Source organism: Microvirga sesbaniae, assembly GCF_025460805.1.
Taxonomy (GTDB): Bacteria; Pseudomonadota; Alphaproteobacteria; order Rhizobiales; family Beijerinckiaceae; genus Microvirga; species Microvirga sesbaniae.
Genome location: NZ_JAMXFJ010000001.1, coordinates 29074 through 42705, shown reverse-complemented (window position 1 = coordinate 42705; position 13632 = coordinate 29074). Strand labels below are relative to the sequence as shown.

At 66.3% G+C, this 13632-nt stretch carries 13 protein-coding genes; 5 read left to right on the top strand and 8 right to left on the bottom strand.

Annotation, left to right across the window (positions count from 1 at the left end; all coding sequences use genetic code 11):
• Positions 1 to 9 precede the first annotated feature (9 nt).
• Positions 10 to 681 (top strand): response regulator, encoded by a 672-nt coding sequence (locus tag OCW50_RS00190; RefSeq protein WP_262268073.1) that lies wholly within the window; start codon positions 10 to 12, stop codon positions 679 to 681.
• Here the strand turns inward: OCW50_RS00190 and OCW50_RS00185 are convergent.
• Positions 678 to 1619 carry an alpha/beta hydrolase gene (locus OCW50_RS00185; RefSeq protein ID WP_262268072.1) on the bottom strand — a complete coding sequence of 314 codons (942 nt, stop codon included), beginning with the start codon at positions 1617 to 1619 and terminating at the stop codon, positions 678 to 680. The genes OCW50_RS00190 and OCW50_RS00185 overlap by 4 nt on opposite strands.
• A gap of 95 nt (positions 1620 to 1714) precedes the next feature.
• On the opposite strand from OCW50_RS00185, the gene OCW50_RS00180 reads away from it, so the two are divergent.
• Both OCW50_RS00180 and OCW50_RS00175 read left to right on the top strand, forming a co-directional pair.
• A complete protein-coding gene (locus OCW50_RS00180; RefSeq protein ID WP_262268071.1) occupies positions 1715 to 1978 on the top strand; it encodes a DUF6460 domain-containing protein in 264 nt (87 codons plus the stop codon).
• Positions 1979 to 1995: 17 nt separating this feature from the next.
• A complete protein-coding gene (locus tag OCW50_RS00175; RefSeq protein ID WP_262296024.1) occupies positions 1996 to 3339 on the top strand; it encodes an MATE family efflux transporter in 1344 nt (447 codons plus the stop codon).
• 224 nt (positions 3340 to 3563) lie between these two features.
• Here OCW50_RS00175 and OCW50_RS00170 read toward each other — a convergent pair whose 3' ends face one another.
• Together OCW50_RS00170 and OCW50_RS00165 are read right to left on the bottom strand one after the other, a co-directional pair.
• Complete coding sequence (locus OCW50_RS00170) at positions 3564 to 4649, bottom strand: quinone-dependent dihydroorotate dehydrogenase (protein WP_262296023.1); 1086 nt, start codon at positions 4647 to 4649, stop codon at positions 3564 to 3566.
• Entirely contained in the window at positions 4646 to 4990 is a 345-nt protein-coding gene (locus OCW50_RS00165; protein ID WP_262296022.1) for a DUF952 domain-containing protein, read from the bottom strand. The genes OCW50_RS00170 and OCW50_RS00165 overlap by 4 nt, the downstream gene beginning before the upstream one ends.
• 154 nt (positions 4991 to 5144) lie before the next feature.
• Here OCW50_RS00165 and OCW50_RS00160 point away from each other — a divergent pair, with 154 nt between their 5' ends.
• On the top strand, positions 5145 to 5777 hold the full coding sequence (locus OCW50_RS00160; RefSeq protein WP_262268067.1) for a S24 family peptidase: 633 nt from the start codon (positions 5145 to 5147) through the stop codon (positions 5775 to 5777).
• 7 nt (positions 5778 to 5784) lie between these two features.
• Here the strand turns inward: OCW50_RS00160 and OCW50_RS00155 are convergent, their stop codons facing one another.
• From OCW50_RS00155 to OCW50_RS00135, 5 genes are all read right to left on the bottom strand, one after another.
• The gene (locus OCW50_RS00155; RefSeq protein WP_262296021.1) at positions 5785 to 7518 is read right to left on the bottom strand and encodes a lysine--tRNA ligase; all 1734 of its coding nucleotides are present in this window, start codon (positions 7516 to 7518) and stop codon (positions 5785 to 5787) included.
• A 104-nt stretch (positions 7519 to 7622) separates the two neighbouring features.
• Entirely contained in the window at positions 7623 to 8417 is a 795-nt protein-coding gene (locus tag OCW50_RS00150) for a transporter substrate-binding domain-containing protein (protein WP_262296332.1), read from the bottom strand.
• 423 nt (positions 8418 to 8840) lie between these two features.
• Positions 8841 to 9002 carry a hypothetical protein gene (locus OCW50_RS00145; RefSeq protein ID WP_262268065.1) on the bottom strand — a complete coding sequence of 54 codons (162 nt, stop codon included), beginning with the start codon at positions 9000 to 9002 and terminating at the stop codon, positions 8841 to 8843.
• 67 nt (positions 9003 to 9069) lie between these two features.
• The gene (gene recD2, locus OCW50_RS00140) at positions 9070 to 11259 is read right to left on the bottom strand and encodes an SF1B family DNA helicase RecD2 (protein WP_262296020.1); all 2190 of its coding nucleotides are present in this window, start codon (positions 11257 to 11259) and stop codon (positions 9070 to 9072) included.
• A 93-nt stretch (positions 11260 to 11352) separates the two neighbouring features.
• On the bottom strand, positions 11353 to 12018 hold the full coding sequence (locus OCW50_RS00135) for a trna delta -isopentenylpyrophosphate transferase (RefSeq protein ID WP_262296019.1): 666 nt from the start codon (positions 12016 to 12018) through the stop codon (positions 11353 to 11355).
• A 357-nt stretch (positions 12019 to 12375) separates the two neighbouring features.
• Between OCW50_RS00135 and OCW50_RS00130 the strand changes: the two genes are divergently transcribed.
• On the top strand, positions 12376 to 13026 hold the full coding sequence (locus OCW50_RS00130; protein ID WP_262296018.1) for a hypothetical protein: 651 nt from the start codon (positions 12376 to 12378) through the stop codon (positions 13024 to 13026).
• Positions 13027 to 13632 lie beyond the last annotated feature (606 nt).

Genomic DNA, 13632 nt, shown 5'->3' with positions numbered 1-13632 from the left:
AAGGCACACGTGCAAAGTCAAACCACCACGATCATCATTGCCGATGACCATCCGTTGTTCCGGGGGGCATTGAGGCAGGCCGTCGCGTCCAGCATGCCGCAGGCCCGGGTGGTCGAGGCGAGCGGCATGGAGGACCTGAACGCCACCCTGACCCAGGAGCGGGACGTCGACCTGATCCTGCTCGATCTGACGATGCCGGGCGTGCAGGGCTTTTCCGGGCTGATGTCGCTGCGCGCCCAGTATCCGGAACTGCCCGTCGTGATCGTGTCCGCGACGGAGGAGCCCACCGTGATCCGCCGCGCCATGGATTTCGGCGCCTCGGGCTTCATCCCGAAGTCGATCGACACGGACCTCATCGGCGGCGCCATCCAGGCGGTGCTGGCCGGCGACACCTGGACCCCGCCGGACGTGGACCTCTCGGCCTCGGAGGATGCGGAGACGGCTGATCTCGTCCGCCGCCTCGGCACTCTCACCCCGCAGCAGGTCCGCGTCCTGACCATGCTGTCGGAGGGCCTGCTCAACAAGCAGATCGCCTACGAGCTCGGCGTCTCGGAAGCGACCGTGAAGGCGCATGTCTCGGCCATCCTCGACAAGCTCGGCGTCGACAGCCGCACCCAGGCGGTCATCGCGGCGTCCAAGATCGGCGTGACCCAGCGCCCCTCCCCGGCCGGAGCAGATTAAAGCCCCGCGATGAACCCGTCGATCCGCGCCAGCGCCTGGTCCGACAGGCCGCTGTCGAAGCGGATGAACACGTGGCAGCCGCCCGGCCAGAGGGCGAGCTCGGTCCGGTTGCCGGCGGCCGCCCAGCGGGCCCCCATGAAGAGGCTGTCGTCGAGAAGCATGTCCTTCGTGCCGACCGAGAACAGGGCCGGCGGCAGGCCCTTCAGGTCGGCGTAAAGCGGCGAGATGTCGGGATCGCGCCGGTCGGGCGCCCGTCCGCAGAAATTGTCCGCGAAAACCTTCACGTCGTTGGTATTGAGGATCAGCCGCTCGCTGCCCCAAAGCCGGACGCTCGGCGTGAGGGAGAGATCGTAGCACCCGGCGAACAGGTTGGCGCCCCGGAAGGGCGTCAGGCCGTGCCGGTCCCGCAGGCGCAGGATCGTCACGGCCGAAAGATGCGCCCCGGCCGACTCGCCGCCGATGAACAGGCGCGTGGTGCCGAAACGGCTCTCCATCTCCCGGACGAGCCAGAGGGCCGCCGCCTCGCAATCGTCGGGCGCTGCCGGATAAGGATCCTCGGGGGCGAGCCGGTACTCCACGGACACCACGGCCAGCCCGCAGCGCTCCGCCAGACGGTCGAGCCAGGGATCCTGCTCGTCCGCCGTGCCCCAGGTCCAGCCGCCGCCGTGGATGTGCAGATAGACGCCGCGCGGGTTCTCGGGAGCGATGATGCGCAAGGGGATGGGCCCGGCCGGCCCATCGATGGTGACCGCCCGGGCCCGGCGGCTCGACGGCATCTGGGGGAAAGGTCCCAGGCCCTGGCGCCGCCGCTCCCGGACCAGAGCGGGCGGCACCGACATCGGATCGGGCAGTGCCGCGAGCTTCGCCACGATCTCGGCGTTCTGGGCGCGGATCTCGTCGCTGATGGCGGAGGGGTCGAAAACGGCAGGATCGATCATGCGAGGCTCGGATTGGGTTGCGTTCATCGCCGGCCCTTGCGATGAAGCACACGCAACGCACCAGGTCCAGTTACGCTTTCTGACGAGATGAGGACATGTCCAACCTGAACCGCTTTCTCGGCGGCTCCCCCGGCTCCGTGCTGGTGAAGCTGATCTTCCTGTCCCTTCTGGTCGGCGCTTTCCTGGCGTTCCTCGACATCACGCCCTTCGGGCTGATCGAGGGCCTGTTCAACTGGATCAGCTCCGTCCTCGACCTCAGCCTCGAGACGGTGGAAGAGGTGGGCCTCTGGATCCTCTACGGGGCGATCATCGTCGTGCCGCTCTGGCTCATCTCGCGCCTGTTCGGCAGCCGGCGCTGAGGTCTCCGGGGCCCATCATGGACGGAACTGCGCCCGCTCGGCGCCTGGACATCTCCCACCGCCGCATCCTGGCGCTCGCCCTGCCGATGACCCTGTCGCATGTGACGACGCCGTTGCTCGGCCTCGTCGACGCGACGGTGATCGGGCGGCTGGGCGAGGCGCATCTGCTCGGAGCGGTGGCGCTCGGCGCCGTGATCTTCGACTTCGTGTTCTGGAGCTTCGGATCCCTGCGCATGGCGACCGCCGGCCTGACCGCCCAGGCGACCGGCGCCGGCGACCGGCACGAGATCGATCTGACCCTCGCCCGGGCCATTCTGGTCGCCGGGGCGACGGGCCTCCTGCTGATCCTGCTTCAGTGGCCGATCGCGGCCGTCGCCTTCTCCATGGCGGGCGCGAGCCAGGCGGTGACCGAGGCCCTGTCGACCTATTTCTTCATCCGGATCTGGGCAGCCCCCTTCACGTTGGCGAACTACGTGATCCTGGGATCGACCCTGGGACGGGGCCGCACGGATCTCGGCCTGCTGCTGCAGGTGGCGATCAACGTGGCCAACATCGTGTTCACGATGACCCTGGTCCTCGGCTTCGGTCTCGGCATCGCGGGCGCGGCCGTCGGCACGGCCCTGGCCGAGGTGCTGGGCGCGGGCCTCGGCATCCTGGTCCTGCGCCGTCTCGGCTCCAGCCCGCTCGCCGTCACATGGCACGAGGTCCTGAATCGGGCCGCGATGCTGCAGACGCTCGCCATGAACCGGGACATCATGATCCGCAATGTGGCGCTGATCCTCGCCTTCTCGATCTTCAGCGCGCTCGGGGCGCGCTCGGGCGACGTCACGCTCGCGGCGAATGCGGTGCTCTACAACATGTTCCTGATCGGCGGCTATTTCCTCGACGGGTTCGCCACCGCGGCCGAGACCCTGTGCGGCCAGAGCATCGGCGCCCGCGACGAGGCCGGCTTCCGGCGCGCCATCCGGTTGAGCCTGGGATGGAGCCTCGGCTTCGGCCTCGCCGTCTCGGGGCTCTTCCTGGCCGGCGGCGGGCTCTTCATCGACTTCGTGTCGACGAACCCGGATGTGCGCTCCTACGCGCGGGACTATCTGGTCTTTGCCGCCCTGACCCCGTTCTTCGGCGCCGCCGCCTTCGCGTTCGACGGCATCTACACGGGTGCGACCTGGACCCGGTCCATGCGTGACCTGATGGTGATCGCGTTCGTGATCTACGGGGCCATTCTTCTGGCTGCGGGAACTCTCGGCAACACGGCGCTTTGGATCGCTCTCCTGGCGTTCCTGAGCGCGCGAGGGCTCGGTCAGTTCGTTCTCTATCCGCGGCTGGCGAGGAAAACGTTCGCGGGCCTGTCTCGAGCCTAGAGCATCGGGCGCGAAAGTGGGAACCGGTTTTGCGTGAAACGATGCTCCACAACAAAAGCGTGACGCATCGGGCTTGAGGTCGGGTCCACGTCCGATGCTTGAGGACGTCCTAGAGCATCGGACGGAAAAGTGGATCCGGTTTTCCGTTCTGACCGATGCTCTCATTCAAGAAGAAAGCATCGGATGGATCCCAAAAGTGCAAGTCCACTTTTGGGTCCGATGCTTTAGATGCGGCCTTGTGCGATCGCCGACGCATCGCGTCCGAGGGCCAGATCCAGCGATGACTTCTCACGCTCAAGGGTCTGCAGCAGCCCCCGCTTGATGTCCCCGATGAGGCCGGGTCCCTTGTAGACCATGGCCGAGTAGAGCTGCACAAGGCTCGCTCCCGCGCGGATCTTGGCCCAGGCGGCATCCGCCGAATCGACCCCGCCGACCCCGATGAGCGGGAGCTTGCGCTCCACGCGCAGGAACGTCTCGGCAAGAAGCCGCGTGGACGGCACGAACAAGGGCTTGCCCGACAGGCCCCCCATTTCAGAGGCGAGCGCCCTGTCCTTCAGGCTGTCGGGCCGGGCAACCGTGGTATTGGAGACGGTCAGGCCGTCGATGCCGCGCTTGAGCGCCGTGGCCACGATCGCATCGAGCGTGTCGAGAGAGATATCGGGAGCGATCTTCAGCAGAACGGTCGTCTTGCGCCGGCCCTGATCGGCTCTGTCACGAGCGTCCATGCTCCGGGCCAGGAGATCGTCCAGGAACGCCTCACCCTGCAGATCGCGCAGTCCCGGGGTGTTCGGCGAGGAGACGTTGATCGTCAGGAAATCGGCGAGCCCGCAGAGGCGCTCGATGCACAGGACGTAATCGGCGATGCGGTCGGCGGAATCCTTGTTCGCCCCGATATTGACGCCAACGATCCCCGGGCGCCCGCGCCGGCTGGCGAGCCGCTGCCGGGCCGCATCGAGCCCGTCGCTGTTGAGGCCGAACCGGTTGATGACGGCTTCGTCGCGAGCCAGTCGGAAAACCCGTGGCCGCGGGTTGCCCTCCTGCGGCTTCGGCACCACGCCGCCGAGTTCGACGAACCCGAAGCCGAGGCCGAGGAGCTGGTCGGGCACTTCGCACTGCTTGTCGAAGCCTGCCGCGAGCCCGACCGGATTGGGGAAATGCCGGCCGAACACGTCGACGGCGAGACGGGTATCGTCCGCGGGCGCCGGCGAGACCGGCATCAGCGACAGGCCCCGGATCGTCAACTGGTGCGCCGTCTCGGCGTCCAGCGCGTGGAGAGCGGGTCTGGCCAGGGAAAAGAGCGTGCCGATCATTGGGAGAGATCCGGAAAGATGTGCCGACCATCCTGGCCGAGGGGAACCGGCTTCACCCACCGGACGGCGGAAAGGGGCAGCGCGGCATAGAGGTGCGGGAACAGGTCCCCTCCCCGGGAAGGCTCGTAGCGGAGAGCCTCGCCAAGCGAATCGGCCTCGACGGCGACGAGCAGGAGACCGTCCTGCCCGGCGAAGTGCCTTTCGGCGGTTTCATAGACCTGATTTTCTGTTGAAAAATGGATGTACCCATCTTGGATATCGATGGGCGCTCCTTCGAAGGATCCGGCGTTTTCGGCCTCCTGCCAAAGCAAAGCAGGGCAAATTTTAAAAATAATGGTCATGAAGTCTTGAGTATCCGCACGTCACATCAGGAGCAACCCAAATTAGACATATTGTCTCAATAGACTGCTGGCAAATGTCTAAGTTTTCGGTCACATTTAATTCCTAGTTATAGGTTCGCTTTCACTGATTTCGCTCCTAGCGAAGGTTAGTACGATGTTATCTCACGAGCGCGTCTGGGCTGCTATCGATGCGTTGGCATCACGTCATGGCATGACCGCTTCAGGACTGGCTCGCAAGGCCGGTCTCGACGCGACCAGCTTCAACAAGTCGAAGCGCGTGAGTCCCGAGGGCCGGGAACGATGGCCTTCCACGGAGTCGATCTCGAAAATCCTGAAAGCCACGGGCGCGACCCTGGAGGATTTCCTCCGCCTCGTCGAGCCCTCCGGTTCGTTGCGCCGTTCCATGATCCCGCTGATCGGCATGGAAGAGGCGGCCTCCGGCAAGGTGTTCAACGACGAAGGCATGCCCAACGAGGGCCCTGGCTGGGACGAGATCGAGTTTCCCGATTTCGGGCAGGAAAAGGTCTTCGCGCTCGAGGTGACGGGTGACGCCCTGGCTCCGCTCTATCGCGATGGGGACGTTCTCATCGTCTCGCCGACGGCCAGCACCCGCAAGGGCGACCGGGTCGTCGTATGCACGACGTCCGGCGCGATCCTGGCCAAGGAGCTCAAGCGCCGCTCGGCCAAGACCCTGGAGATGTCGTCCCTTGCCAAGGACCAGGAAGACCAGGTGATCCCGGCCGAAGAGGTCTCGTGGTCGGCCCGGATCATGTGGGCCCGGCAATAGCCGGCGCTCAGGCCGCGCGGCCGGCCTCGCGCTCCTTCAGGAAGGCCTCGTGCTCGCGCACGAGAATGCCCTCGAGCGCCTTTCGGATCAGCGCCCGCGTCTCCTTCACGCCGTAGAGAGCCACGAAGGAGCCGAAGCGCGGACCGCGGGGCTCGCCCAGCAGCACCTGGTAGATCGTGTTGAACCAGTCGATGGACACGCCCGGACGCTCGGGCGTCGCGCCCTTGGCCTTGAGGTCCTGATAGCGAGGCTCGGCCCGCCCCACGTTGTAGATCTCCTCCTGGATCGCCTCGGCGGTGGCCGGGCGCTCCCCGGACTCGAAGGAGCCGAGCGCCTCCTCCAGGCGCCGCAGGGAAGCGGCCTCCACGTCGTCCGCGAGGCGATAGGCCTTCTGGGGCTTCACGAAATCCTCGAAATAGCGGACGGCACGCTTGACCAGGCTGTCGAGGCGCGGATGCGTTTCGGGCGAGACGCCCGGCGCATAGCGGCGGATGAAGCCCCACAGCACCGCGGGATCCTCGGAATTCGCCACGGCCACCAGGTTGAGCAGCATGGAGAACGAGATCGTCGTGCCGGGCTGGTTGCCTCCGCCGGACGACACCAGTTCGGGAGCCGGCGGCTCGCCCGCATGAAGATGCCAGACCGGGTTCATCAGGCGGGCCTTGGTGTCCTGCGCCGGATACTTCTCCAGGAAGGTCAGGTAGTCGTCCACCTGCCGCGGGATCACGTCGAAATAGAGCTTCTTCGCCTCGCGGGGCTTGCTGAACATGAACAGCCGAAGGCTGTCCGGCGTGCCGTAGGTGAGCCACTCGTCGATGGTGAGCCCGTTGCCCTTCGACTTGGAGATCTTCTGGCCCTTCTCGTCCAGGAAGAGCTCGTAGTTGAACCCGTCCGGCGGCAGGCCGCCGAGCGCCTTGGCGATCTCGCCGGAGAGCTTCACGCTGTCGATCAGGTCCTTGCCGGCCATCTCGTAATCGACGCCGAGCGCCACCCAGCGCATGGCCCAGTCGGGCTTCCATTGCAGCTTGGCATGCCCGCCCGTCACCGGAGTCTCGAAGCGCTCGCCCGTATCGGGATCGCGCCACACGATGGTGCCGGCATCGAGCCTGCGCTCGTCGATCGGCACCTGCATGACGATGCCGGTCTTCGGATGAACCGGCAGGAACGGCGAATACGATTGCTGGCGCTCCTCTCGCAGGGAGGGCAGCATGATGGCCATCACGGCATCGTAGCGCTCGAGCACGGTGAGCAGGGTCTTGTCGAAGCGGCCGGCCTTGTAGCACTCGGTCGCCGACAGGAACTCGTAATCGAAGCCGAAGGCATCGAGGAATTCGCGCAGGCGCGCATTGTTGTGATGCGCGAAGCTCTCATGGGTGCCGAATGGGTCAGGCACCTGCGTCAACGGCTTGCCGAGCGCCGAGGCCACGAGATCCTTGTTCGGGATGTTGTCCGGCACCTTGCGCAAGCCGTCCATGTCGTCCGAGAAGGCGACGAGGCGTGTCGGAATGCTGTCCCCGGTCAGCACCCGGAAGGCGTGGCGCACCATGCTGGTGCGGGCGACCTCGCCGAAGGTGCCGATATGCGGCAGGCCCGAGGGACCGTAGCCCGTCTCGAACAGAGCCTCCTTCTTGCCCGTCCGTTTGAGCCGCTCGACGAGCTTGCGCGCCTCCTCGAAAGGCCAGGCGGTGGCGGTCTGAGCGGCTTCGGTCAGGGCAGGATCAAGGGTCAGGGGGTGAGACATGGGCCTAGTGCTTGCGGAAAATGCGTCCAGAAGCGCGGCACACTAGGGAGGAGACCCGCAGGGGTCAATGCGGTAAAGCCGCCTTCGGCCGAGCCCACAAGGCTTCAGAAGGGGCTGATCGGGAAGAAACGCAGGTAAAGTTCCGCGTATTTCCCTTCCTTCCACAACTGCTGCAGGGCGAAATCGAGCGCTCGGCGCAGAGTGTCGTCCTCGGTCCGCGTGATGAACCCGATTCCTTCGCCGAAGAAACGGCTTTCCAGGTAGGGACCTCCGGAGAAGTCGCAGCATCCGCCGGCCTCCTCGCCCCCGATCCAGAGAGCAAGGCCGAGGCCGTCGGCGAACAGGTAGTCGATGTCGCCGGCCTTGAGGGCCGACTGGGCAGCCGCCAGCTCCGGATAGGGCTTGAGCGTGCCGCCCTTCATGAAGGCCTTGGCGTAAGCCTCGTGAGCCGTCCCCCCAACGACCCCGATGGTCTTGCCCTGAAGGGTCTTGGCCTCGGGAACCGGCTGGTTTCGATCCTTGCGCACGGCAAAGCGGGCCGGGATCTTGAAATACGGCGCCGTGACGGCGAAGCGACCCCGCAGATCCGTCGTGACGGGAATGGCCGCGGCGACCACATCGCCCTGCCGCTCGTTCAGGGCCCCGAGCAGCATGTCGAACCGGCGGACCTGGATGGTGCAGGTGAGGCCCAGGCGCTCGCAGGCCGCACGCGCGAGTTCCACCGACAGTCCGGTCGGATTGCCGTCCGGTCCCGGAAAGTGCAGCGGCGGAAAATCGTCGTCCACCAGAAAGCGAATCGTCCGGGTCGCCGGCAGATCGGGCCGATCGAGCTGGGTCTTGGGATCCCAGAAGTTCGGAATGTTCACGCCTTCGGCCTGCGCGAGGCACGGCATCGCCATCAGGGCCACCGGCAACAGCACTCTCGGGAGCTTGATCGTGCCTCGGAGGCGCGCCAGGAATGCAATGCTATATCGAACCGTCTGGACGATGTTCACTTGGGTGTTCACTTGGATATTCACTTGGATGTTCACTTGCACGCTGCCCCGCACCCGATCCGAACGCCTGCCGGAAGCGTCCTTTGCTCATGAGGCAGGGTCTAGCGGAGAGCGGCCCACAGTCAACGGCGCTCCCCATCGAGATCGGCTTCCTGGCTCATCATGGGCAGCCGCCGGAGACCCTTCGGCAGGCAGCGATCCTGGCCGGCCTCGCCTCTCCGAACGGGGGCCAGGCCGGCCGGAGGGGTCTGAGGGAGCTCGCAACCGCACCCTTCCGCTGGAACGAGACGAGCCATGGGCTGGCCCGGACATCGCGAACGGACAGATCTAGAGGCACCAGGCCAGGGTCGTCGACACGAGATCGTTGAAGACGGCGCCGCCATAGCGCCACCACAAGAGGCCGCCCGACGCGACCAGGCACAGGACCGCTCCGGCCAGAAGCCCGGCCCGGACCCTCCTCTCCTGATGTTCGACCTGTCCAGGAACCACGTTCACATCCCTCATCGGCGGCTGCCGGGGAGCGAGTATAGAGCGCTCCACGCTCTCGTAAAAGGGATCAGGCCTCCAGCCAGTTCCGCAGCCTGGACAGCCGCGGCTCATCCTCGTGCGTGACGGCCTGCGCCAGGGCGGCCCGGCTTCCCACCATGACGACGAGTCGGCTTGCGCGCGTCACTCCCGTATAGAGCAGCTTGCGCCGGAGCATGGAGGCCTGCTGCGACGCCACGGGGATGATCACCGCCGGATACTCGGACCCCTGCGCCTTGTGGATCGTCACCGCATAGGCGAGCGCCAGTTCGTCGAGCTCCCGGAGCGTATAGACCACGGGCCTGTCGTCGAAGGCGACCGTCAGTTCGCCGTGGTCCCGATCCACCTCGCGTACGATGCCGACCTCGCCGTTATAAACGTCCCGCTCGTAGTCGTTCCTCACCTGCATGACCTTGTCGCCGGGCCCGTAGATCCAGCCGGCCCGGTGCAGGCTCTCGGTTCCCGGCGGATTGAAGATCTGCTGCAACTCGCCGTTCAGCATGTGAGTGCCGAGCCGCCCGCGATTCATGGGGCACAGGACCTGCACGTCGCGCACGGGATCGAGGCCGAATTTTCGCGGGATGCGATCGCGCATGAGGATCGTCATCTTGGCGATGGCGTCGGCCGGCGTATCAGCCTCGACGAAATAGAGATCCGAGTCCGGCTGATGCGAAAGATCCGGCACGATTCCGCGATTGATGGCGTGCGCGACGGTGATGATGCGGCTCTCGCGCTCCTGGCGAAACACTTCCCGCAGATGCACCACCGGAACGGTCCCGGAGGCGATGATGTCGGAGAGGATCTGTCCCGGCCCGATGGAGGGAAGCTGATCCACGTCGCCGACGAGGAGCAGGCAGGCCTCGTCCGGCATGGCGCGCAACAGAGCCGCCATGAGCCGGATATCGAGCATGGACGCCTCGTCCACCACGAGGAAATTGCAGTCGAGCGGCGCCTTGGCGTTGCGCCGGAATCCGCCCTCGGAGGCTTCGAGGAGCCGGTGCACGGTCTTGGCGGGAAAGCCCGTGCTCTCGGCGAGCCGCTTGGCCGCCCGTCCGGTCGGAGCGCACAGAGCGACCTGCAATTGATGCTTCGCGCATAGATGCGTGAGGCTCCGGATGAGCGTGGTCTTGCCCACGCCCGGGCCGCCGGTGACGACGAGCACCTTGGCCTCGCAGGAGGCGATCAGCGCCTCGCGCTGACTGGCCGAGTAGGAGACGCCCGTGGCGGCTTCGACCTCGGCGATCACGTGCGCGGGATCGAGCCCGCGCCAGGGATGGAACCCTTGCGCGATCTCCTTCAGGCGCTGGGCGATGAAAATCTCGGCCCCGTAGAGGCTCTTGAGGAAGATGCGGCGAGGTCCGTCGAGCTCGTCGGCGACGAGCTGGCCGGCCGCGCATTGCGCGTCGAGCACGGGCGCCAGCCGGTCCGTCGGCACCGCGAGCAGGACGCTGGCCTGCCGCAGGAGGTCATCGACCGGCAGCCCCGAATGCCCCTCCTTCACGGCATCCGACAGAACGGTGGCAAGCCCCGCCTGCAGCCGGATATCGGCGGTGGGCTCGACGGCGAGCTGCGTGGCGACCTGATCGGCCAGGGCGAACTCGATGCCTGGAAGATCGAGGGCAAGCCGATAGGGATTGGCCTTGATGGTGTCGATCGCCCCGATCCCAAAGGCGCGATAGATGCGCGCGAGCAGAAAGCCCCCGATGCCGTGGGCGTTCAGGAAGGCCGCGATGTCCTTCAAGGCGCGATGCTCGGCCCAGGCCTCGCCGATGCCGAGCGCCTTCGCCATCCCGATGCCATGCACGCGCGTCAGCTCGTGCGGCTTTTGTTCGATCACGTCGAGGATGCGCGAACCGAAGGAGGCGATGAGCCGCTGCGCAACGGATGGGCCGACACCCTTCAGGAGACCGGACCCGAGAAAGCGCTGCAGGTCTTCCGCCGTTGTCGGCGCCGCGGTCTTCAGCTCGACGGCAAGAAACTGAACGCCATGGTTGCGATCGTGCAGCCACTCCCCGCTCGCCTCGACCACTTCGCCGATGGCGACGGACGGCGCGTGGCCGACGACGGCGACCGGCTTGCGGTGCCCCCGCGCCTTGACGCGCAGCACGCAGAAACCGGTCTCGTCGTTGTGGAACGTCACCCGCTCGACGGAGCCGACGAGATGTTCGGTGAGAGTGAGAGCGTCCTGACTGACCGCAGGGAGGGCGGAGGATTTCGGCATCGATCGGAAAGACCAGAAGCGCGGGACGCAAGCGCGGAAAGAGAAATGGGCGAGATGATCGTCAAGCCATCTCGCCCATGATCGCAGCGAAAGTTAGGCCGCCTTCTTGGTCGGCCACCCGAGTTCCACGAGACGCGCCTTGGCGAAGTCGCGGATCTCGTCGCGGATGCCCTCCGGCAGATCCGCGAGGGTCTTCTGGGTGTCGGCGTGGAGCATCAGGTCCGTGACCGCGTTGATGGTCTTGGCCTTCTTGATCTTCGCCTTCAGGTCGTCCTCGACCTTGCCGTCGGCGGCCGCCGCCTCGACCTTGCCCCTCTGCGGCTCCGACTTCTCGATCTCCACATGGGGATCGGCATCGCCCGGGCGACCCTGCTTGAACTCGTCCGCCTCCTCCTCGGAGTAGACATAGCCGTGCAGCTCGATGAGCTTGAGGATCACCCGGTCCTTCGCACGCTTCTCGGCCATGGCATAAACGTAGGCCGCCTGCTTGCCGGAGACGCGGTAGTTGACGCCGATCAGCGCCTCGCCGATCGACCATTCCACGCGATCGCCCATGCGGCCGGTCACCTGGATCACGGCCTCGTCGCGCTCGGCACGGATGATCTTGGGCTCGTCGAAGACGACCTTGGCCTGGGCGGCAATCCGCTCGAGGGTCTTGTGATAGATCACGGCCGTCCCCTGGACGCGCCAGACGTTTCCGGCCATCGGCTCGCCGAATTTCGCCAGCACCTCGGAAATCTTCTTGTCTGTCGTATTCATCCTCGATCCTAACTTTCTCAGAGGCCCGTACATCGCAGACGCGCTCTTGTCGCAGCCTTGTCACGGCAGGCGCGTTCGTTCTTTGTTCTATACCAAATTTGCACCGTCCGGTCCACTTCGGGGCCGGTGGGACAAGACGATTATTCTTTCTAGGTCAACCACTTAACTCCTGTGCCATTTTGTCCCAATGCGGCGGCGTGCGGCCATCGCCCGTGATCGGGCCGGAGCGTCGCGAACGAGGCCGAACGTTTGACCGGGAAGACATTGTTCTATATATGTTCCTTTTTCCGGAGGCGGGCGGCGGTGAGCGCTGGCCCGCCCGCTCCATCCCTTCGACCGACCAAGCTGGAGGCCCCGATGTCCGCGCAAGCGCTCCTCGACCTTTCGGACCGACGCCCTGCCCGGCGCCCGGGAACCCGCCGAGCCGCGAAGCGCCCGTCCGCGCCGCTCACGCGCAATGCCTTGATCGCCGATTATCTGGCGCTGTGCGAGCTCGATGCGGAGGTAGAATCCTTGCGCGCTCCCGCCGATCCGGCCATGTTCGCCGTCGGGGAGGAAACCATCGAGCACGTGGCGGATTTCGAGATCGTGAAGGACGGCGCCGCCTTTCTGGTCGACGTGGTGACCGACGACGATCTCCTGAAGCATCCCCTGCGCGCCGCAGCGATCCACGGCATCGCCTCGGCGGACGGCCGCGCCTTCGTGATCGAGACCGCGGCGAGCATCCGGGCCGAGCCGCGCTTCACGACCATGCGCCTCATCATGGCCTGCAAGCGCACCCCCGTGACCGCCGGAGACCGGGTTCGGGTCCTGCATCAGCTCGACGAGATGGGCGCGATGCGGCTGGTGGATTGCGCCAGCGCCGTGATGAACACGCAGGACGGCGTGGCGGCCGTTCTGGCGCTCGCCTGTGAGGGATTGGTCGCCGTCGACATCAGTCGGCCGATCCTGCCGGAAACCCAGGTGCGCCGCCGCCGCCTGCCCTACACCGATCCGTTCGCGTTCTAGCGCATCGGACGTGAAGAGTGGACCCGGGTTTGGGTCCGATGCTCGAGCCTTTGAGCGGCGCACCGCTCGGGACCCTGTCTTGATCGCCCGGCCGATCCACCACCCCGTCATCACCGGCCCGTCCAATCCACCACCACGTCATCACGGGCCTTGTGCCGGTGATCCCGATTGTTTGAGGCGCGGCGCTTCACCTTATCGGGATGGCCGGGACAAGCCCGGCCATGACGTGGGGAGGGTGTTCGCACCGCCTCATGCCACCCTCTCACGTCATCACCGGCCTTGTGCCGGTGATCCCGCTTCCGTAGGGCGCCGCGCCCGAAGCTATCGGGATGGCCGGCGAGAGTCGGGTGATGACTGGCCGGCCATGACGCCGGAGGGTGGCAGGAAGGGCGGAGGGTGCCATGACGTGGGGAGGGTGTTCGCACCGGCCCGTGCCACCCTCCACGTCATCGCCGGCTCACACCACCCGCCACGCATCACCGGGCTTGTCCCGGTGATCCCGATTGTCCGATGCTCCACTCTGGGCTGGCGGGGCGGGGGGGGGGGGGGGGGGGGGGGGGGGGGGGGCGCGGGGGGGGGGGCGGGGGGGGGGGGGCGGGGGGGGGC